Annotated in this window: 14 protein-coding genes and 3 pseudogenes; 6 read left to right on the top strand and 11 right to left on the bottom strand. The window is 75.7% G+C overall.

Annotated features, from left to right (window positions below; genetic code table 11):
* Positions 1-119: 119 nt before the first annotated feature.
* From ACHZ99_RS00340 to ACHZ99_RS00355, 4 genes and pseudogenes are all read right to left on the bottom strand, one after another.
* A pseudogene (locus tag ACHZ99_RS00340) lies at positions 120-929 on the bottom strand (ThuA domain-containing protein); the annotation flags it as partial.
* The gene (locus ACHZ99_RS00345) at positions 926-3,154 is read right to left on the bottom strand and encodes a PQQ-dependent sugar dehydrogenase (RefSeq protein WP_420302247.1); all 2,229 of its coding nucleotides are present in this window, start codon (positions 3,152-3,154) and stop codon (positions 926-928) included. The gene ACHZ99_RS00345 and the pseudogene ACHZ99_RS00340, both read right to left, overlap by 4 nt.
* Before the next feature lie 395 nt (positions 3,155-3,549).
* Positions 3,550-4,638 carry a Zn-dependent alcohol dehydrogenase gene (locus tag ACHZ99_RS00350; RefSeq protein WP_420302248.1) on the bottom strand — a complete coding sequence of 363 codons (1,089 nt, stop codon included), beginning with the start codon at positions 4,636-4,638 and terminating at the stop codon, positions 3,550-3,552.
* A 96-nt stretch (positions 4,639-4,734) separates the two neighbouring features.
* Complete coding sequence (locus ACHZ99_RS00355) at positions 4,735-6,153, bottom strand: aldehyde dehydrogenase family protein (RefSeq protein WP_420302249.1); 1,419 nt, start codon at positions 6,151-6,153, stop codon at positions 4,735-4,737.
* A 180-nt stretch (positions 6,154-6,333) separates the two neighbouring features.
* Between ACHZ99_RS00355 and hmgA the strand changes: the two genes are divergently transcribed.
* The 3 genes from hmgA (at position 6,334) to ACHZ99_RS00370 (ending at position 9,878) form a co-directional block, all read left to right on the top strand.
* On the top strand, positions 6,334-7,674 hold the full coding sequence (hmgA, locus tag ACHZ99_RS00360; RefSeq protein WP_420302250.1) for a homogentisate 1,2-dioxygenase: 1,341 nt from the start codon (positions 6,334-6,336) through the stop codon (positions 7,672-7,674).
* On the top strand, positions 7,671-8,423 hold the full coding sequence (locus tag ACHZ99_RS00365; RefSeq protein ID WP_420302251.1) for a GntR family transcriptional regulator: 753 nt from the start codon (positions 7,671-7,673) through the stop codon (positions 8,421-8,423). The genes hmgA and ACHZ99_RS00365 overlap by 4 nt, the downstream gene beginning before the upstream one ends.
* Positions 8,424-8,570: 147 nt before the next feature.
* Positions 8,571-9,878, top strand: a complete 1,308-nt coding sequence (locus tag ACHZ99_RS00370) for a type ISP restriction/modification enzyme (RefSeq protein WP_420302252.1) — start codon at positions 8,571-8,573, stop codon at positions 9,876-9,878.
* Positions 9,879-9,915: 37 nt separating this feature from the next.
* Here the strand turns inward: ACHZ99_RS00370 and ACHZ99_RS00375 are convergent, their stop codons facing one another.
* On the bottom strand, positions 9,916-11,448 hold the full coding sequence (locus ACHZ99_RS00375) for a S8 family peptidase (RefSeq protein WP_420302253.1): 1,533 nt from the start codon (positions 11,446-11,448) through the stop codon (positions 9,916-9,918).
* Positions 11,449-11,531: 83 nt separating this feature from the next.
* Positions 11,532-12,290, bottom strand: a complete 759-nt coding sequence (locus ACHZ99_RS00380) for a TetR/AcrR family transcriptional regulator C-terminal domain-containing protein (protein WP_420302254.1) — start codon at positions 12,288-12,290, stop codon at positions 11,532-11,534.
* A 68-nt stretch (positions 12,291-12,358) separates the two neighbouring features.
* Here ACHZ99_RS00380 and ACHZ99_RS00385 point away from each other — a divergent pair, with 68 nt between their 5' ends.
* Both ACHZ99_RS00385 and ACHZ99_RS00390 read left to right on the top strand, forming a co-directional pair.
* Positions 12,359-13,321 (top strand): ATP-binding cassette domain-containing protein, encoded by a 963-nt coding sequence (locus tag ACHZ99_RS00385; RefSeq protein ID WP_420302255.1) that lies wholly within the window; start codon positions 12,359-12,361, stop codon positions 13,319-13,321.
* The gene (locus tag ACHZ99_RS00390; RefSeq protein WP_420302256.1) at positions 13,318-14,115 is read left to right on the top strand and encodes an ABC transporter permease; all 798 of its coding nucleotides are present in this window, start codon (positions 13,318-13,320) and stop codon (positions 14,113-14,115) included. The genes ACHZ99_RS00385 and ACHZ99_RS00390 overlap by 4 nt, the downstream gene beginning before the upstream one ends.
* 158 nt (positions 14,116-14,273) lie before the next feature.
* On the opposite strand, the gene ACHZ99_RS00395 is transcribed toward ACHZ99_RS00390, so the two are convergent.
* The 3 genes from ACHZ99_RS00395 to ACHZ99_RS00405 all read right to left on the bottom strand — a co-directional run bounded on the left by ACHZ99_RS00395 (position 14,274) and on the right by ACHZ99_RS00405 (position 17,156).
* Positions 14,274-14,540, bottom strand: coding sequence for a hypothetical protein (locus ACHZ99_RS00395; protein ID WP_420302257.1), 267 nt, complete (start codon positions 14,538-14,540; stop codon positions 14,274-14,276).
* A gap of 214 nt (positions 14,541-14,754) precedes the next feature.
* On the bottom strand, positions 14,755-16,353 hold the full coding sequence (locus tag ACHZ99_RS00400) for a helix-turn-helix domain-containing protein (protein WP_420302258.1): 1,599 nt from the start codon (positions 16,351-16,353) through the stop codon (positions 14,755-14,757).
* A 425-nt stretch (positions 16,354-16,778) separates the two neighbouring features.
* Positions 16,779-17,156, bottom strand: coding sequence for a GntR family transcriptional regulator (locus tag ACHZ99_RS00405; RefSeq protein WP_420302259.1), 378 nt, complete (start codon positions 17,154-17,156; stop codon positions 16,779-16,781).
* A 138-nt stretch (positions 17,157-17,294) separates the two neighbouring features.
* On the opposite strand from ACHZ99_RS00405, the gene ACHZ99_RS00410 reads away from it, so the two are divergent.
* Entirely contained in the window at positions 17,295-18,140 is an 846-nt protein-coding gene (locus tag ACHZ99_RS00410) for a GNAT family N-acetyltransferase (RefSeq protein ID WP_420302260.1), read from the top strand.
* A 22-nt stretch (positions 18,141-18,162) separates the two neighbouring features.
* Here the strand turns inward: ACHZ99_RS00410 and ACHZ99_RS00415 are convergent.
* Positions 18,163-18,687 (bottom strand): annotated as a pseudogene (locus tag ACHZ99_RS00415) (NUDIX hydrolase); the annotation flags it as partial.
* A 95-nt stretch (positions 18,688-18,782) separates the two neighbouring features.
* Positions 18,783-19,573 (bottom strand): annotated as a pseudogene (locus ACHZ99_RS00420) (peptidoglycan-binding protein); the annotation flags it as partial.
* Between the last annotated feature and the right edge of the window lie 14 nt (positions 19,574-19,587).

Here is a 19,587-nt window from a genome sequence, read left to right on the forward strand (position 1 = left end):
GGGTTCGGCGGCGGGGTGGTTCGGCGTGCCACCCGTTCGCCTGTCCGGCCCGGGGGCCGGTCCCTCGTCGTCGCCCCTCGCGACGACGACGGGTCATGAGGATCGGCGGTGACTCACGCGCAGTCCGCCTCCACCGCGCCCGCCGACCAGCGGACGCCGCCGAGGAGGTGGCGTACGAAGTCCGGCTCGGCGTAGGACTCCGCGGTGTGGCCGCCGCCGGTGTAGAAGGACCGGCCGCCCGCGTACTCCTGGCACCAGGCGATGGGGTGGTCCGCGCCCATCTGCCCGCCGTCGTAGGTCGACTCGTCGAGCGTGGCCAGCACGTGCGCGGTGTCGCGCGCGCTGGCCCGGTAGTCGTACCACTCGTCGTGACGGACCCACTGGTCGTCCAGGTGCGCGGTGGCGTCGTGCTCGTGGTCCTCCACATTCACCGTGGCTTCCTGGATCGCCGGATGGGAGGCGAACCAGGCGCCGACCAGCTCGCCGTAGAACGGCCAGCCGTACTCGGTGTCGGCGGCGGCGTGGATGCCCAGGTAACCGCCGCCGCCCGTGATGTAGCCCTCGAACGCGGCCTGCTGGGTCTCGTCGAGCACGTCGCCCGTCGTGTGCAGGAAGACGACCGTCTCGTACCGGGACAGGTTCTCCGCCGTGAACGCCCCGGCGTCCTCCGTGGCGGTGACGGTGAAGTCGTTCTCGGTGCCCAGCCGGGTGAGGGCGGCGACGCCCTCGTCGATCGAGTCGTGCCGGAAGCCGGCCGTCTTGGAGAAGACGAGCACGTCGAACGGGGCCGCCTCCGCCGCCGGCGCCTTCGCCGGCGGGGCCGCCGTCGCACCGCCGGTCGTCATCGGCAGCGCGGCCACGGCACCCAGCAGGGCCGCTGCGGCAACCGGGACGGCGATCCGCCGGACTCGCCTCTTCTTGTCGGTCACTTCGCGCCTCCCGAGCCGATGGTGAAGGCGTCGACGCTGAACGGCGCGTCATCCGCGCCGGTGAAGACCAGGTGGAGCTGGGTGGTCCCGGCCGGCGCGCCGGCCAGCGTGGCGGTCACGTCCTCGTACGTGTCCACGCCACCCGTGGCCGGCACGTCGACGGTGCCGAGCAGCTTGCCGTCCGGCGCGTCGGCGCGGACCTCTATGGCCCCGCCGGCGGCCTCGGCGGCCACGCGGGCGGTGAAGTCGCCGTCCTCCAGCAGGTACCGGTCGAACGCGATCCAGTCGCCGTCGTCGAGGCCGCCGGCCCGCGAACCGCCTTCTGCCGTCTCGGCCGACTCGACCTCGACGCCCTCGGTGGTGGAGAAGTGCTCGGCCTGCCGGTGCCGGGGCTGCGCGAGGTGCTGGTCGGTGACGGTCGTGCCGTCCGCGGCGGTGTACGTGGCGGTGAAGACGCCGAAGATGTTCGCGCTCACGTCGTGCCCGCCGTCCGAGGGGGTCTGCAGGGTGCCGGAGCAGCCCGAGGCGGAGGCGAGGTGGTGGGCGTGCGAGTCGTGGCCCAGCAGGTAGTCGAGGGTCACCTTCGAGCAGTCGACCGCACCGCCGTCGGGGTCGGTCACCTCGATCTGGAAGTCCACGGCGTCGCCGAACTCGAAGAGCTGCCCGTCGCCGGGGGCCTTCAGCTCCACCGACGCCGCGCTCTCGGCCTTCGCGGTGCCGCTGTCGCCGCCGGCCCTGACCACCTTCGGTTCCTCACCGGCCGCGGTGCCGCCCGCCTGCCCGGCGGGCACGCTCTCGATGCGGTAGAGCGCGCTGGAGTCGTCGCCGCTGCCGAAGCCGGTGCCGTAGTCCAGGACGTACAGCGCGCCGTCCGGCCCGAAGGCCATGTCCATCACCTGCGTGCCGGACCAGGGGAAGTCGTTGATGGACTCGACCCCGCCGGAGCCGTCCACCTTGATGTTCTTGATCCAGCGGCGGCCGAACTCGCCGGCGAAGTAGTCGCCGTCGAACTCCTCGGGGAACTTCACGGCCGAGTCGAGATCGGGGTCGTAGTTGTAGACGGGGCCGCCCATCGGCGACTCGGAGCCGTTGCCGAACTCGGGGACCGAGTTGCCGTCGTAGGGGATCCACGCGGGCTGGGCCGGGGGCAGCTCGGTCAGGCCGGTGTTGTGCGGCGAGTTGTTGACGGGGGCGCCGCAGTCGTACGCGCCGCCGGAGGAGCCGGTGGCGAAGTCGTGGTCGACGTAGGCGTCGTTGTCGCCGGTGCAGTACGGCCAGCCGAAGTTCCCGGGCTCGGTGATGCGGTTGAACTCGACCTGGCCGCCGGGGCCGCGGGTGTCGCTGGCGGTGCCGGCGTCGGGGCCGTAGTCGCCGAGGTAGACGGTGCCGGTGGCCTTGTCGACGCTCATCCGGAACGGGTTGCGAAAGCCCATCGCGTAGATCTCGGGCCGGGTCTTCTCCGTACCCGGCGCGAAGAGGTTGCCGGCGGGGATGTCGTACGAGCCGTCGGCGTTGACCTTGATCCGCAGCACCTTGCCGCGCAGGTCATTGGTGTTGCCCGCGGAGCGCTGCGCGTCGAACGCCGGGTTGCGGTCGGCCCGCTCGTCGATCGGCGTGTAGCCGTCGGACGCGAACGGGTTGGTGTCGTCACCGGTGGACAGGTACAGGTTGCCCTCGGCGTCGAAATCGATGTCCCCGCCCACGTGACAGCACTGGCCCCGGGAGGCCGGCACGTCCAGGACGGTGACCTCGCTGCCGGTGTCCAGGGTGCCGTCCTCGTTCAGCACGAAGCGGGAGAGCCGGTTCACCCCGTCGAAGGGCGCGAAGTCGGCCGGGGTGCCGGTCTCCGGGGCACCGCCGCCGGGGGTGTCGAGGGGCGGCGCGTAGTAGAGATAGATGAAGCGGTTGGACGCGAAGCCCGGGTCGACGCCGACGCCCTGCAGCCCCTCCTCGTCGTTCGTGTAGACGGGCAGCTTGCCCGCGACGCTGGTGTCGCCGTTCGCGTCGGTCAGGCGCAGCGTGCCGTCGCGCGCGGTGTGCAGGACCGACCGGTCGGGCAGCACGGCCAGCGACATGGGCTCGCCCATGTCGGGCACGCCCTTGGCCAGTTCCACCTGCCGGAACTCCGCCGCGGCGGCTTTCTGCGGGGCGGCCGTGGCCGCCTGCGTGACCGTGAGCGCGACCACGCCCGACGTCACGAGCAGGCCGCCGGCGAATGCGGCCATGGCCTTTCTGAGTTTCCTGTGCACGCGCTTCCTCCGTGGAGAGGTCGGTGGGGGGTGGCACAGGCGCGCGCCGTCGCGCCGGGGGGGGGCGGCGTCATCCGAGGGAGGGGGGTGAGGACGCCGTCCTGTCTGACCGGTGCGCATCAAGTTAACTTCTTTTCCCCATGCTGGGAACCGCTTCGACTCCACCGCAAACAAACTTTATCCACCAACAGCCCAAAGGGCGGCGGCGGTTGGGAGAAGGCGGTTGCGGCACCTTCTCGTGTCCAAGAAGTGAAGACACGGACATCGCCGCAGCTTGATCGTCAGGTCACTTTCTTGACGCGCGCCGCGGCCCGCGTCAACAAATCAGCCTGACCCGATTCCGGCGGGCACCGCGGCCCCGGGTACCGGCGTCAGAAGACCACGAGCGCCCGGCCGCCGCGCCCCGCGAGCATCGCGTCGAAGGCGGCCGGGATGCCGTCGAGCCCGATGCGCTCGGTGACGAGCCCGCCGAGGTCCAGTGCCCCGGCGCGTACCTGGGCCGCGATGGCGGGCAGGTCGCGGGCCGGGTCGGTGTTGCCGTAGACGCAGCCGGCGAGCGTGCGGCCGGAGTGGAAGAGCTCCAGCGCCGAGAACGACACCCGGTCCTGGTGCCCGCCGATGCCGACGACCGTTGTCCGCCCGCCGCGGCGGGTGGACGACCAGGCGGTACGTATCGTCTCCGCCCGGCCGACGCACTCGATCGCCACGTCGGCGCCGACGCCGGCCGTCAGGGTACGTATCCGCCGGGTCGTGTCGCGCTCCGCGCCCGGTTCCGCGAGGACGAAGTCGGTGGCGCCGGCGGCGCGGGCCAGTTCCTCCTTCGCCGGCGACACGTCCACCGCCACCAGCGGCCCGGCGCCCGCGATCCGGGCGGACTGGAGCACCGCGAGCCCCACGCCGCCGGCGCCGAAGACGGCGACGGACTCCCCGGCCCGTACCGCGGCGGCGTGGTGCACGGCACCCCAGCCGGTGAGCACGGCGCAGCCGAGGAGCGCGGCGTCGGTCAGCGGCACCCCGGCGGGCAGGGGCAGCAGGGCGTGCGCGGGGACGACGGTCTCCTCGGCGAAGGCGGCGGTGCCCAGGCCCGGGTACAGGGCGGTGCCGGCGCGGGAGGCGTACGGCTCGGCCGCCGCGGCGCCGGCGTCGGCGCACAGCCACGGCTCGCCGAGCCCGCAGTGGTGGCACGTGCCGCAGGACGGCGCCCAGTTGAGCACCACCTCGTCGCCGGGCGCCACGCCGGTCACGTCCGCGCCGGTCTCGACGACGGTGCCGGCGCCTTCGTGGCCGAGCACCGCGGGGGCGGGCTGGCGCAGGGTGCCGTTGGCGAGGGAGAGGTCGGAGTGGCAGACGCCGGCGGCGGCGAGGCGGACGCGCACGCGGCCGGGGCCGGGGGCGGGGAGGTCGATGTCGGCGAGTTCGAGCGGGGAGCCGATGGCGGGCAGGACGGCGGCGCGGGTCATCGGGGGGCTCCGGTTCGTCGGGGGCTCGGGCGTGTCGGGGGCTTCGGTTCACCGGGGGCTCGTGGTCGCGGGGTGTGGGCGCGGCCGGGGGCGGGCTCAGAGTTGCAGCGCCTTCGTGTGCAGGAACTCCGCCAGCCCGGCCGTCCCCAGCTCGCGGCCCACCCCGGACTGCTTGTAACCGCCGAACGGCGCCAGCGGGTTGAAGCGCCCGCCGTTGATGTCCACCATCCCGGTCTCCATCCGCCGCGCGAACGCCACCGCCGTCTCCTCGTCGCCCGCCCACACGGCGCCGGCCAGGCCGTAGACCGTGCCGTTGGCGATGCGCAGCGCGTCGTCCTCGTCCTCGTACGGCATGACCGCCAGCACCGGTCCGAAGATCTCCTCCTGCGCGACGATCATCTCCGGGGTGACGTCGGCGAGGACGGTGGGCCGGACGAAGTAGCCGCGCGGCAGGCCCTCCGGGGCGCCGGGGCCGCCCGCGAGGAGCGCGGCGCCCTCCGCGACGCCGCGTTCGAGGTAGCCGTGGACGCGGTCGCGCTGGGCGGCGCTGGCGACGGGGCCGAGCCGGGTGGCGGGGTCGCGGGGGTCGCCGGGCACGTACTTTGCGACGGCGGTGGCGGCGAGGTCGAGCGCCTGGTCGTAGGCGGAGCGGTGGACGAGCATGCGGGTCCAGGCGTTGCAGCTCTGGCCGGAGTTGGCCATGACGTTGGCGACGCCGGCGCGGACGGCGCGGGCGAGGTCGGCGCCGGGGAGGATGACGTTGGCGGACTTGCCGCCCAGCTCCAGCGCCACCGGCTTGACCGCGGCGCCCGCCGCCGCGGCGACCGTGCGCCCGACGGCGGTGGAGCCGGTGAACGACAGCAGGTCGGTGCCGGGGTGCTCGACGAGCGCCCGGCCGGCCTCGGCGCCGTACCCGGTGACGACGTTGAGCGCCCCGGGCGGGAAGCCGGCCGCGGCGACGGCGTCGGCGAAGAGCCGGGCGACGAGCGGGGTGTTCTCGGCGGGCTTGAGGACGACGGTGCAGCCGGCGGCGAGCGCGGGGGCGGCCTTGGCGACGATCTGGTGCAGCGGGTAGTTCCAGGGGGTGATCGCGCCGACGACGCCCACGGGCTCGTGCAGGACGGTGGAGTTGCCGGTCTTCTCCTCGTACGGGTACGAGGCGCCGATCTCCGCGTACGAGGCGGAGACGGCGACCGGCAGCGCGGCGTGCACCTTCCGGCTGAACGCCAGCGGCGCGCCCAGCTCCGCGGTGACCGTCGCGGCGACCTCCTCCGCGCGGGCGGCCAGCGCCTCGCTCAGCGCCCCGACGCGCGCGGCCCGCTCGGCGGGCGGGGTCGCCGCCCAGCCGGGGAGCGCGGCGCGGGCGGCGCCGACGGCGGCGTCCACGTCGGCGGCGGTCCCGGCCGGGACGGTGGCGATCACCCGTTCGTCGGCGGGGTCGACCACCTCGATGACGCCGTCGCCGGCGGCGGGCCGCCACCGGCCGTCGATGAACATGCCGTCGTGAGCCTGCATCGGTACGCCTCCTTCGTGTCCGCACCAAACTAGCGCCGGTAGTTTTGGGCGCCCAGGGCATCCGGGCGTGCGGTGGGTCACGCGCGCCCGCTGGCGCCGTGGACGTACACCTGAGACCATTCCTATGGTTGTGCATAGGAATGGTTGAGGCTCCGGGACGGGAAGGCGGGCGGTACCACGATGACCAGCAGCGCAGAGCAGGCACGGGCGGAGCAGGCACGCAAGACCGCCGACGGGCTGCCGTACCTGCCCGGCTTCGGCAACCAGCACAGCACCGAGGCCCTCCCCGGCGCCCTGCCCACCGGCCGCAACTCCCCCCAGCGCGCCCCCCTCGGGCTCTACGCCGAGCAGCTGTCCGGCTCCGCGTTCACCGAGCCCCGCGCCCACAACCGGCGCTCCTGGCTCTACCGCATCCGCCCCTCCGCCGCGCACCCCCGCTTCGTGCGCGCGGACAACGGCGGGCTGCGCTCCGCCCCGTTCGCCGAGGCGGTCCCCGACCCCAACCGGCTCCGCTGGAACCCGCTGCCCGACCCCCCGCCCGGCACCGACTTCCTCGCCGGCCTGTGGACCCTCGGCGGCAACGGCGACGCCGCCCGGCGCACCGGCATGGCCATCCACCTGTACGCCGCCAACGCGCCCATGGACCGCGTGTTCTCCGACGCCGACGGCGAACTCCTCGTCGTCCCCGAGCGCGGCGGGCTGCTTCTGCGCACCGAACTCGGCCTGCTGCGCGCCGAGCCCGGGCACGTCGCCCTCGTCCCGCGCGGCGTCCGCTTCCGCGTCGAGCCGCTGACCGCGGGCGCCCCGGCGCGCGGCTACGTCTGCGAGAACTACGGCAGCCCGTTCACCCTCCCCGACCTCGGCCCCATCGGCGCCAACGGCCTGGCCAACCCGCGCGACTTCCTCGCCCCGGTCGCCGCGTACGAGGAGGTCGAGGGCCCGGTCGAGGTGGTGAACAAGTTCTGCGGCAACCTGTGGACCGCCACGTACGACCACTCCCCGCTCGACGTCGTCGCCTGGCACGGCAACCACGTCCCGTACGTGTACGACCTGCACCGCTTCAACGTCATCGGGACCATCAGCTACGACCACCCCGACCCGTCCATCTTCACCGTCCTCACCTCGCCCTCCGACACCCCGGGGCTCGCCGGCGTCGACTTCGTCGTCTTCGCGCCCCGCTGGCTCGTCGGCGAGGACACGTTCCGGCCGCCGTACTTCCACCGGAACGTGATGAGCGAATACATGGGCCTGGTGGAGGGCGCGTACGACGCCAAGGCCGAGGGCTTCGTGCCCGGCGGCGGCTCCCTGCACAACATGATGTCCGCGCACGGCCCCGACCGGGACACCTTCGACCGGGCCTCGGCGGCGGAGCTGAAGCCGCAGAAGATCGACGACGGGCTGGCGTTCATGTTCGAGACCCGCTGGCCTGTCACGCTCACCCCGCAGGCGCGGGACGCGGACCACCTCCAAGGCGGCTACGACGACGTGTGGCGGGGGCTGCGGCCGGAATTCCGGGCATGACCGGGCTCTTCGCGCCCGACTCGCTCCAGCTCAACCGCAAGCTGCCGCTGTGGTACCAGGTCTCGCAGTCGCTGCGCGCCTCCATCCTCGGCCGCTCGCCGGACGCGCCGCTGCGGCTGCCGACGGAGGAGCGGCTCGCCGAGCACTACGGCGTCAGCGTGCTCACCCTCCGCCAGGCGCTCAAGGAGCTGGAGGAGGAGGGCCTGATCACCCGCCACCGCCGCCACGGCACGTTCATCGAGGAGACCGCGCGGCGCTCCACCCCGGTCCGGCTGCTGGGCTCGGTCGACGCGATCGTCGCCCAGCAGTCCGGCGAGCGCACGACGCTCCTCGCCCACGGCCCGGCCCCGGTCCCCGCCGACCTCGCCGCGTACTTCCCGGAGCTGGACGAGGCCGTGACGTACCGCCGCCTCCGCCACGACGGCGAGACCGGCGAGCCGACCAACTGGGCCGTGAACACCGTCCGTCCGGAGGCCGCCGCCCGCATCGACCCGGCGGACCTGGAGCGCTGGCCGATGACGAAGGTCCTCCGCGACCGCGCCGGCGTCCGGATCGCCCGCATCACGGACACGGTCACGGCCACCCTGGCGGACCCGGAGACCGCCGAACTCCTCGGGGTGCCGCTGCTGAGCCCGATCCTGCACTACACCGGCGTCTCGTACGACGACGGCGGGCGGGTGGTGGACGTGGCCCGGATCCGCTACCGGGGCGACCGGTTCTCGTTCAGCGTGACGCTGGAGGCGCCGTAGGGGCCCGGCGTGAGGGGCCGGCTCAGCGGCGCCGCCTCCGCGCCGGTGAGCCGGGTGTCCCGGCGGCGGGGCGCGGGGATGTCGCACCCGGACCGTAGGATGCGAAGCGCCCTGCGGGCGGCCGGAGAAGGCGAGGGAGGACGGAGCATGGGTGGTGCGGCGGAGGCGGCGGAGGCGGCGGACGCGCCGGACGTACCGGACACCGCGGCCGCGCCCGCGGCGGACGACGGCAGCTCCTCCGCCCCGCTGCTCGCCGACCTCATGCCCTGGTCCGTCGCCCCGCTGAGGCTCGGGCGGGGGTGGGTCATGGCGCCCGACGCCGCGTCGCTGCGGGCGCGGTGGGACGCGCTCGTACGGGCCGAAGGCGCCGAGCGGGACGCGCTCTTCCGGTCCAGCCGGGCGCGGACGCCGCAGCGGGCCGTCGCCCAGTTGCCCGGGCGGGCGGCCGGGACCGGGCGGCTGGCGCGGGAGCCGGGGCCGTTTCCGGAGCCGGTGCGGGTGCTGCACGGGGCGTACGACCGGCAGTGGCTGCTCCCCGACAACCGGCTCATCGACGCCGCCCGCCCCGAGCTGTGGCGCGTCGCGGACGACCGGCAGCTGTTCGCCGTCGAGACGGCACCCGCGGCCCACGCGGCGCAGGCGGCGGGCGGCGCCGGGGACGCCGGACCCGCGGTCGTCGCGTCCGCGCTGCTGCCGGACGGGCGGTCGCCCGCCGGGCGGCCGGGCCGGATCCGGCCGCTGTACCGGCGGCCCCGGGGCCGCGAGCCCAACGTCGCGCCCCGGCTGCTGCGGCTGCTGGGCCGGCGGCTCGGCGGCAAGGTCACGCCGGAGGACCTGCTGGCCTGGGTGCTGGCCGCCGGGCGGCCCACCCCGCGCGGGTGCGCGGTGCCGCTGACCGGGGACGCAGAGGCGTGGCGGGCCGGGGTGGAGCTGGGGCGGCGGCTGCTGGCGGTGCAGCTGCGCGGGGCCCGCGGGGGCGGGAAACCGCGGCTGCCGGGCGGGCGGCGGCCGTACGTGCGCGCGGCGATACCGGCCCGGCCGGCGGAGGTGTCGTACGACCCGGAGGAGGAGGCGCTGCTCCTCGGCGCGGGCCGCATCTCACCGGTGCCGCGCGGGGCGTGGGAGTTCACCGAGGGCGGCGTGCCCGTGCTGGAGCAGTGGGTCGCCGAGCGGCTGGAGCCGGCGGAGCCGGGGACGCTGGCGGCGATACGGCCGGCGGCGTGGCCGCAGGAGTGGACGTCGGAGCTGCTGGAGCTGATCACCGTGCTGGCGCTGCTCGCGGAGCTGCGGGCCTCGGCGGCGGGCGGGGGCGCGGCCGGCCCGTACGGCGCGGAGATCACGGCGGCGGAGCTGCACGCGGCGGGCGTGCTGCCCGCGCCCGCGGCGGCGCGCCGGCCGGCGTCGGTGCTGGACCACCGCGAGGAGGGCCCGGAGGGGCAGTTCGCGCTGATCTGACCCCCGGCGCCGGGACCGGCGCCGGGGGCCGGGGGCGCTACCGGCGGACCGCGTCGAGGGCGTCGACGACGCCCGCGCCGTAGAAGCTGTTGCGCCGGTCGTCGCCCCGGCAGACGGCGTTCGCGACGCCGTCGCCGTCCGGGTCGTAGAAGTAGGGGCAGCCGGGGTTGTCGGCCTGGGCGTAGAGGAGGGCGCGGAGCCGCGCGGGCGGGGCGTGCGGGTGCTCGCTCTTGAGGAGGGCGGCGACGCCGGAGATCTGGGCGGTGGCCGCGGAGGTGCCGGGGCCGGAGGAGTACTCGCCGCCGGGCCAGGTGGACAGGACGTACGGGTCCCTCGAGGGGGTGTCGGGGATCTGGTGGTCGTCGCCGCCGGGGGCGGCGGCGTCGATGACGCCGAGGCCGTGGTCCGAGTGGTCGGACTTGAGGTGCTCGGAGCCGACCGACGCGGCGCTGACGACGCCCGGCAGCATGTGCGGGGCCACGGGGCACTCGGCGGGGTCGACGGTGCGCGGGACGGGCGTGCCGTCGGCGGGGCTCTCGACGTCGGTGAACGTCGGGTCGGCCAGGTTCCGGCTGCCGTTGCCGGCGGCGGCGACCTGGAGCACGCCCCTGCCGGTGGCGTAGCGGCTGGCGCGGGTGACGGCGTCCAGGATGGCCCGCTGGTCGGGGTCGTCGGAGCAGAGGAAGTGCCACGGGTCCAGCGAGAAGCTCATGTTGGCGACGTCGATGCCGTGGTCGGCGGCGAAGACCAGCGCGCAGACGGCGGATTCGGCGTAGATGAAGCCGCGGCCGGGGCCGGACGCCTTGATCGACGCGATCGTCACGTCCGGGGCGACGCCGGCGATGCCGACGCCGTTGCGCGGGGCGGCGACCTGGCCGGCGGTCCAGGTGCCGTGGCCGGCGACCCCGCCACCGGGCCACGGGCGCCAGGCCCCGGGGGAGGTGTCGGCGGCGCCGCCGACGCAGTCGGCGGACCGGGCGGCGGAGAAGTTGGCGGCGAGGTCGGGGTGGGTGTCGTCGACGCCGTTGTCGAGGAGGCCGACGGTGACGCGGGGGCTGCCGGTGGCGTAGGCGTGGGCCCGGTCGGCGCGGACGACGCGCAGCGACCACTGGTCGGCCTCCAGCGGCTCCTGCGGTACGCCGCGGGCGGCGGCCGCGGCGCTCCGGTCGCCGCCGCCCAGCCCGGCCCGGCGGCCCTCGTACGGCCTGAACGGGCCGTCCTGCGGGGCCGCCGCCGTGCTCTCCAGCGGCGCGGTGCGGGTGGCGCCCGCGGACCGCACGCCGCGTACGGCGCACAGCCGGTCGCCGAAGTCCGGGTGCGCGGAGTGCGCGACGGTCACGCCGATCTGCGGGTACGTGGCCACGACGGTGCCGCCGGCGTCCTCGGCCGCGGCCTCGACCCGGTCCAGGGTCGCGTCGTCGGTGCGGCTGTTGACGACGTACGAGAGCGGGTCGCCCGCGGCCGCCGGCGCGCCCGGCCCGGCCGTGGCCGCGGCGCCGGGGACGAGTCCGGCCGCGGCGGTCGCGGCGAGGGCTAACGGAAGGACGAGCAGGCGCCGGGAGAGATACATGGCAGCCGAACGTATGTGCCGGGCCGGGCGGGTTTCAAGGGGGCGCAGAAAACCGCCGCACGGGGACGAACCTACGGAATCCGTCAGTCCGTCCGGTCCGCGGACACCGCGAAGCCGTCCAGCACCCGGCCCAGCATCCGCGTGAACGCCTCGTCGTAGTCGCCGGGTTCGGCCGCCTGGGCCAGCGCCCCGGCCAGGTGCGGGTACTCCCCCGTCGCCAGCTGCCCGGCCAGGTACGCGCCGCGCACGGCCTGCTCCTCCGCCTCGCTCCACGGCAGCGCCCGGGCCCGCTCGGCGAGGGCGATCTCGAAGGTCACGTAGCTGGTCACCGACGCGGTGACCATGGCGACCAGCTCCATCTTCGCGCCCGGCGGCACGTCCAGGCCCGCCAGCGCGGCGAGGAACCGGTCGAGGTAGCGCAGGGTGTGCGGCGTGAACCCGTACGCCGCGTCCGCGGTGAGCCGGGGCAGCCACGGGTGCCGGCGCATCAGGTCCCGCGACTGCTCCGCGAGCGCGAGCACGTCGGCGCGCCAGTCGCCGGTGAGCGGGACCGACAGGTCGTACTCGGCGCTGGCCGCGTCGACCATCAGCTCGTGCAGGTCCTCCTTGCGCGGCACGTAGTTGTAGAGGGACATGGTGCCGCTGCCGATCTCGGCGGCGACGCGCCGCATCGAGACCGCGTCGAGCCCGTCCGCGTCGGCGATCCGCACCGCGGCGGCGGCGATCCCGGCGCGGCTGTGCGCGGGCCGCGGGCCGCGGCCGGTGCGCTCGGGGCGGGTCCAGATCACCTCGGGGACGGCGCCGCGCGCCGCCCCGTCCGCCGCGCCTCGGCTGCCTGCCATCGCCGCCTTCCCAGGGCCGTCGGTCACCGGTTTACGTACAGCGTACCGAGTCGGCTATCCTCGGCGGCATGACTACTACGTACGCTGTACTTAGTGAAGGGCTGGAGAAGCGCTACGGCGACGTCCACGCGCTCCGCGGCCTCGACCTCGCCGTCCCCGAGGGCACCGTCTGCGGGCTCCTCGGCCCGAACGGCGCCGGCAAGACCACCGCCGTGCGCGTGCTGACCACGCTCGCCCCGCCGTCCGGCGGCGCCGCCCGGGTCGCCGGGCACGACGTCGCCGCCGAACCGGCCGCCGTGCGCCGGGCCATAGGCGTCACCGGACAGGCCGCCTCCGTCGACGACGACCTGTCGGGGCGGGAGAACCTCCGCCTCTTCGCCCGGCTGCAACGCCTCCGCGGCGCCGCGGGGCGGGACCGGGCGGACGAGCTGCTGGCGCGCTTCGGCCTGGCCGACGCCGCCGACCGGCCCGCCCGCACCTACTCCGGCGGCATGCGGCGGCGGCTCGACCTGGCGGCCAGCCTGCTGGCCCGGCCGCGGGTGCTCTTCCTGGACGAGCCGACCACCGGGCTCGACCCGGCCAGCCGCGAGCAGATCTGGGCGACGGTGCGCGAGCTGGCGGCGGCGGGCACGACGGTGCTGCTGACGACGCAGTACCTGGAGGAGGCGGACCGGCTGGCGGACACGGTGGTGGTCGTCGACCACGGCCGGGCGGCCGTCACCGGCACGCCCGAGGAGCTGAAGCGGCGCGTGGGCGCGTACGCGGAGGTGGTCGTGGCCGAGGAGGCGGCGCTGCCCGCGGCGGCCGTGGTCCTCGGGCCGCTCACCGGCGGCGAACCGCGGCTGGACACGGAGCGGCGCACGGTGGGGGCGACGGCGCTCGACCCGGGGCTGACGCTGCCGCGCCTGGTGCGGGAGCTGGACGCGGCGGGGGTGCCGGTGGTCGACGCGAGCCTGCGCCGGCCGACCCTGGACGAGGTCTTCCTGCGGCTCACCGGGTCCGTCGACGACCGGGCGGAGGCGGCGGCATGAGCGACCTCGCGTACGACGGCATGGCCGTGGTCGGCCGCCAGCTGCGGCGCGCCCGGCGCAACCCCGCCCTGCTCGTCATCACCCAGGTGATGCCGCTGACGCTGCTGCTCTTCTTCGGCTACGTCTTCGGCAACTCCGTCGCGCTCCCCGGCGGCGCCGACTACCGCACCTACATCGTCCCCGGGCTCTTCGCCACCACCGCCGCCGGCGGCCTCGTCACCGGCATGCTCCAGGCCGCCGCCGACACCGGCCGCGGGGTGACGGACCGCTTCCGGGCGCTGCCGATGAGCCGGGCGGCGGTGCCGCTGGGGCAGGCGGTCGCGGACGTGCTGCTGTTCGCGGCCGGGCTGGTGCCGCTGGTGGCGGTGGGCTACGCCGTGGGCTGGCGGAACGACGGCGGCGCGGCGGCGACGGCGGGGGCGCTGGGGCTGCTGCTCCTGCTGCGGTTCGCCTCGGTGTGGATCGGGATCCACCTCGGCGCGGCGGTCGGCGGCGAGGAGGCGGCGGGGCAGCTGGCGAGCACCACGTTCATGCTGCAACTGCTCTCCAACGCGTACGTGCCGACGCACGGGATGCCGGGGTGGCTGCGGGCGGTGGTGGAGTGGAACCCGCTCAGCGCGTACGTCACGGCCGTACGGGACCTGACGGGCAGCGCCCCGCCGGGGCTGGACGACGCGGCGGGGGCGGCCTGGCCGATGACGCATCCGGTGGCGGCGGCGCTGGGCTGGTCGGCGGTGCTGCTGGCGGTGTTCGTGCCGCTGGCGGTGCGGCGGAGCGCGCGGGGGCGGGGCTGAGGAACGGCGGGCCGCGCGCGGGGTGCCGGGAGCCGGGATCCCGCGCGGGCTCAGGGCGTACGCGGTGCGGGAAAAGGGCGTACGCGCACAGCGATCGGGGCGGGCGCGGCATGCCGGGTCGCCGCGCCCGCCCCGATGCAGGCGGTCTTCGCTGTCTGTCAGCTCCTCCGGTTGCCGAAGAGGGTGCGCCGCAGCTTCCGCAGCGGGGCGAAGAGGGAAACGCGCGCCATCCGGCCCGGCTTCGCCGCCCTCTCCTCACGCGCGGTCAGCTCACGCATCAGCGTGGTGGCGCTTTCCGTGTCCCCCGGGGGGGCGGCGGGGCCGCCGAGCACCGCGAGGTGCCGGTCGACGCGTGCCCGCGACGCGGTGCTCCCGCAGTTGATCGCAGGCACCCGCGCTTTGCCGCGCATTGCTATCTGATCCATGACACTCCCCACCCTGACGAGGGCTCCCGGCCCGGGCAGGCTAACCCTATCGTCTGCCTGCGTCACATGCGCATCCCCCACAAGGGAATCATCCCCAATTCCCGGTCCGGAACGCCGTCTTGACCAGCAGAACCGTTTCGTCTGGCCGGTTTCCGTCCCTCGGCGGCGGATCGCCTTCCGCTTCCTCGCCGCCGCCCGCTCACCGCCGTGCCGCTCAGGGCGTCGGGGACGCGGGGTCGGAAGCCGGGTCGGTCGCCGCGTCGGTCGCCGGGTCCTCGGTCCGCCCGTACCGGTACCAGGCGCCATTGAGGGTGTCGTAGCCGTACACCGGGCGGTCCTTGAGCGCGCTGGTGCGGAACGGCGTGCCCCGGTCGTCGATGCGGACGACGCCGGAGTCGTCTCCGCTGCTCCACTCCACCTCCAGGTACCAGCGGACGTCGTGGTCCTCGGTGGTGGCGTGGACGAGGAGGGACAGCGGATCGTCGGGGGTGACGCGGTACGGGAGGGCGGGCGGCTCCCAGGTCTCCGTCGAGTCGGCGCCGTTCCGGGGGGTGAGCACGGGTCGGGGGACGTCGAGGTCGACGCTGTACGACGCCTCGGTGACCTCGCCGCCGCAGCCCTCGGACATCGCGAACGCGTTCCAGGGCAGCGGGGTGCCGGTCGCGGCCTTGCGGACGTGGACGGCGGTGATGGTCACCTGCCGGTCGCCGCGGGGCTCGATGGCGGCCTCGACGTTCGTCCGGCCGCCGTGGACGGCGCCCTGGCTGGTGGCCCACGCCTCGGCGTCCTGCGCCATGGGCGGGGGCGGCACGCCGTCGGGCGACTTGTCGAGCAGGTAGCGGTGGTCGCAGCCGGACTCCCAGACGTGGGAGCGGACGGACCAGGCGAGGGGCGTACGGGCGGCGGCCGCGGGCGGGTCCGCCTCGGTGGCCCCGCCCTTGCGGGGGGCCGCGCCGGGCCCGGCGTCGCGGCCGGTGCCGGTGCCGCCGGCGGGCGAGGGCTTGCGCCGCTCGGACGGCTCGGCGGACCCGCCCTTCTCCGAAGTCCTGCCCCCCTCGGGGCTGCCGCCCTGTCTCTCGCCGGTCAGCGCGGCGCTCCCGGGGTCCGCCGCGCCGGCGGCCCGGCCCTTGCCTTCGCCGGTGGACCCGCTGGAGGTCGCCACCAGCGCGACGAGCGTGGCGGCGGCCGCCGCGACGGCGGGCACGACCACGCGGCGCCTCGGGCCGCGGGCCCAGACGCGGGTTCGGGTCGCGGATGTGGTTGCGGTCGCGGTTGTGGCGGTGGCGGTGGAGGTCGAGGTGCCGGCGGGTACGCGGGAGTCGGCGGCTTCGGCCGCATCGTCGGACCCGGCGGCGGGGTCACCGGGGCGGGCAAGGCCGTCGGCACCGGTGCGGCCACCGGGGCGGGCGGGGCCACCGGCACCGGGCCGGTCGCTCCGGCCTCCCGGCCCGTCGCCTCCCGGCCCGTCCCCCGCCCACGACGGCGTCGTCCCCCGGCCACCGGGCCCCCGGTCCCTCTCACCCGCCGCCCGCGACTCGCCCGTCGCCCGCGGCGGAGTCGCCCCGCGGCGGGTGCCGTTCGCGCGGTGCCAGCGGCGGTGGAGCTCCACCAGCTCCTCCGGCGTCGCCCCGCACAGGCGCGCCAGGCGCTCCGCCGGGGCGTAGCTCGCCGGGACCGCGTCGCCGTTGCAGTAGCGGTGGAGGGTCGAGGTGCTCACGTGCAGGCGGGCCGCGAGCGAGCCGTAGCTGCGCCCCGAGCGCTGCTTCAACTCGCGCAGCAGCGCCGCGAATTTCTCCGTCGCCGCGTCAGTCACATCCGGCCCCCGTTCCGACGCGTTCCACCCTAGTCCCGTTCTCGCTGGTGAGTGGTCCGATTCCCGTTCCAGCTTCCCGTGTCGACCCCGTTCGCTTGCGGCCGGATCCCCGGCATCCCCAGGCTTGTCACCAGCACCAAGCCAGCGCCCCAGCACCAGAGCGGCGCGGCGCCGGGCGGAGTACGGGGGTATCCGCTCGGCGCCGCGCGACGGCCTCCCGGGCCGGGCCGGTTCGCGGATGGCTCCGGGTGCGGTCTGCGCAGTCGTCGGCCCGGCCCTGGTGGGCCTCGTCGGCCGGGCCGCTGCGCACGAAGGCCGCCGCCCGGCGCCGCAGGCACCGCGGCCGTCGGCCCGGCCCGGGTGACGAGGCCCCAGGTTCCGGCGTGTACCCCCGAGGACCCCCACCGGGTCCGCCCGGCGGGGTCCTACGCGCCGGCGTAGGCGGCGCGCAGCGCCTCTTCCACCGCGGTCAGCGCGGTTCCGTGGTCGAGTCCGAGGCGCTGCGCCCGCTGCGCGTACACCTGCGCCGCCGCGGCCGCCTCGCGCCGCGCGGCGTCGCCGGCGGCGGCCACGAAGCTGCCGTGCCGGCCCCGGGTCTCAATCACCCCGTCGCCCTCCAGCGCGCGGTACGCCTTGGCGACGGTGTTCGGGGCGAGGCCGAGCTGCTCGGCGAGCCCCCGCACGGTGGGCAGTTTGGTCCCGGCCGGGAGCGCGCCGCCACGCGCCTGGGCGGAGATCTGGGCGCGCACCTGCTCATACGGGGCCTCGGGCGCCTGCTGGTCGACGAAAATCTCGATGGTCACGGACTCATTGTGGGCCGCGGCGGGAAATTCTCACGACAACGGCGTCCCGCCGCCGTAGCGTACGGCGCCACGAAAGCGCTCATACGTGACTTCCGGCCCGAGGACGCCGACGCCGTCGTCGGGGTCAGGCGCGCGGCGGTGCCGTTCACCGTCGTGACCCCCGAGGCGGTGCGCGCGAAGGTGGCCTCCGCGCCGCCGGAGAGGCGGCTGCGGCTGCTGCTCGCCGCGGTCGACGGGCAGGTCGTCGGCGAGGTCACGGCGTACGTCAACGACGACGGCAGCACGCCGGGGCAGGGCATCGCCCACCCGCACGTGCACCCGGAGCACGCCGGCCGCGGCGTCGGCACCGCGCTCGTCGAGGCCGCCGAGGCGCACCTCGCGGCGGAGGGCGTGACCACCGTGTACACCTGGGTGTTCGGCACCGGCCGCGGCGCCGCGTTCGCCGGGCGGCACGGCTACCGCCCGGGCCGCTCCGGCCACCTGTTCCACCGCGACCTGCGCGCGCCGCTGCCGCCGCGGCCGGAGCAGCCGGCCGGCGTGGAGCTGCGCCCCTTCACGGACTTCGCGGGCGACCCGCGGCCGCTGTACGAGGCGGACGTCGAGGCGTCCGCGGACGAGCCCAGCGACACGCCGGTCGACGCCATGTCGTACGAGAGCTGGCTCGACCACACCTGGCGCGAGCCGCTGCTCGACCACGCGCTGACGTTCGCCGCCGTGGTGGACGGGCTGGTGGCGGCGTTCAGCCTGGCGGAGACCGACGGCCACGAGCGCTACTCGTCCGGGATGACCGGCACCCGGCGGGCGTTCCGCGGCCGGGGGCTGGCGAAGCTCACCAAGCACGAGTCGCTGCGGGCGTCGCAGGCCGCCGGCTACACGGACGCGTACACGGGCAACGACGCGGAGAACGCGCCGATGATCGCCGTCAACCGCTGGCTGGGCTACCGGCCGGCCGTCACCACACAGCGGTTCCTCAAGGACCTCTGAGCCGGCCCGCCGCCGCACCCCTTCACCGCGGGCCCTCCGTCTGCGGCAGCGCCACGGCCCGCTCCGGCACCCCCGGGGCGTACACGAGCGGGTCCCCCGGCTCGTGCCAGTGCAGCACGAACCGCTTCCCCGCCCGGTACGCCTCCAGGCCCGCGCGGCAGTACGCCACGGTGTCGGCCGGCACGTCGTCCAGCGGATACCAGCCGATGCCCGCGCACTTGTCCGGCTCCGCGTTCACCGGCCGGGCGCCGGGCGGCAGTTCGGCGGCGAAGAACCAGCCCATCCGGGGCCGGCCCACCGGCGGCTTGTGCTGGATGACGAGGGCTGCCTCGACCTGCTCCGGGGCGAGCACGAGCCCGACCTCCTCGGCGGCCTCGCGCAGCACCGCGTCCCGCACGTTCTCGCCGTCCTCCAGGTGGCCGCTGGGCAGGTTCAGCAGGCCGTCCGCGTAGCCCGTGCCGGCCCGGCGGGCGAGCAGCACCTCCGGCGCGGGCGCGCGCCGCACCAGTATCAGGTGCACGTCCACGATCTCCTGGTGCCGGTGGGGTCGCGGTAAACCGCCCTTCGGCGCGGCGTCCGCCTCTTCTGTGCTCATACGCCGATCATCGCAGCCGCCACCGGCACCGCCCCGGAGGGTCCCGGTCACCGCCCGGCTTGCAGCGCGCCCCAGGTCTCCGGGCCGACGATCCCGTCCACGCCGAGCCCGCGGGCGCTCTGGTAGTCGCGTACCGCCGCCTCCGTCGCGGGGCCGAAGATGCCGTCGATGTCGACGGTGCGGCCGAGCGCGGCGGTCAGGCGCGCTGCAGCCGGGTGACGGCGTCGCCGGTGCCGCCGTTTTGCACCAGCGGCGTGCTGCCCCGGGACAGCAGCGCGGTCCAGGTGCGCGGGCCGACGATGCCGTCCGCGGCCAGGCCCCGGGCGGTCTGGAACGCCTTCGTGGCGGCTGTCGTGCCGGCGTCGAAGGTGCCCGTCGGGGTGGCGTCGCCCGGGTCGTGGCCGGCGGCTTCCAGGAGGCACTGGGCGGCGTCGACCAGGGCGCCGGTCGATCCGGACCGGATGGTTCCGTAGGAGGTGAAGTCGAGGTCGACGGTGGCGCAGGTGACCGGCGGCGCGGTGCCCTCGCCGACGTCGAGGTAGTTGCGGTCGATGTGCACGCGCTTGCCGCCGTACGTCTCGTAGACCTCGCCGACGTACTGGTGGATGCGCTGGTGGTCGGACCAGTACGCGTCCGGGACGTACGGGCCGCCGTCGGTGTCGGCGGCGCCGTTCCACCAGGCGAACCACAGGTGGTCCACGCGCAGGTAGCGGCTGTCGTCGTAGACGCTGGCGGCGTCGCGGACGCCCGAGGAGGCGCTGGAGTACAGGCCGGAGAGGTAGCCCTGCGCGTGCAGCGCCTCGGTCCAGCCGGAGACGTAGCTCTTGACGCTCCCTTCCGTGACGGAGGGGA

Origin of the sequence: Streptomyces sp. MAR4 CNX-425 (assembly GCF_048656465.1) — a bacterium.
Lineage (GTDB): Bacteria > Actinomycetota > Actinomycetes > Streptomycetales > Streptomycetaceae > Streptomyces.

Bases quoted from the DNA above. Each gene is read 5' to 3' on its own strand.
- ACHZ99_RS00345 (WP_420302247.1), bottom strand. From the start codon at position 3,154: ATGGCCGCATTCGCCGGCGGCCTGCTCGTGACGTCGGGCGTGGTCGCG.
- ACHZ99_RS00350 (WP_420302248.1), bottom strand. From the start codon at position 4,638: ATGACCCGCGCCGCCGTCCTGCCCGCCATCGGCTCCCCGCTCGAACTC.
- ACHZ99_RS00355 (WP_420302249.1), bottom strand. From the start codon at position 6,153: ATGCAGGCTCACGACGGCATGTTCATCGACGGCCGGTGGCGGCCCGCC.
- hmgA (WP_420302250.1), top strand. From the start codon at position 6,334: ATGACCAGCAGCGCAGAGCAGGCACGGGCGGAGCAGGCACGCAAGACC.
- ACHZ99_RS00365 (WP_420302251.1), top strand. From the start codon at position 7,671: ATGACCGGGCTCTTCGCGCCCGACTCGCTCCAGCTCAACCGCAAGCTG.
- ACHZ99_RS00370 (WP_420302252.1), top strand. From the start codon at position 8,571: ATGGGTGGTGCGGCGGAGGCGGCGGAGGCGGCGGACGCGCCGGACGTA.
- ACHZ99_RS00375 (WP_420302253.1), bottom strand. From the start codon at position 11,448: ATGTATCTCTCCCGGCGCCTGCTCGTCCTTCCGTTAGCCCTCGCCGCG.
- ACHZ99_RS00380 (WP_420302254.1), bottom strand. From the start codon at position 12,290: ATGGCAGGCAGCCGAGGCGCGGCGGACGGGGCGGCGCGCGGCGCCGTC.
- ACHZ99_RS00385 (WP_420302255.1), top strand. From the start codon at position 12,359: ATGACTACTACGTACGCTGTACTTAGTGAAGGGCTGGAGAAGCGCTAC.
- ACHZ99_RS00390 (WP_420302256.1), top strand. From the start codon at position 13,318: ATGAGCGACCTCGCGTACGACGGCATGGCCGTGGTCGGCCGCCAGCTG.
- ACHZ99_RS00395 (WP_420302257.1), bottom strand. From the start codon at position 14,540: ATGGATCAGATAGCAATGCGCGGCAAAGCGCGGGTGCCTGCGATCAAC.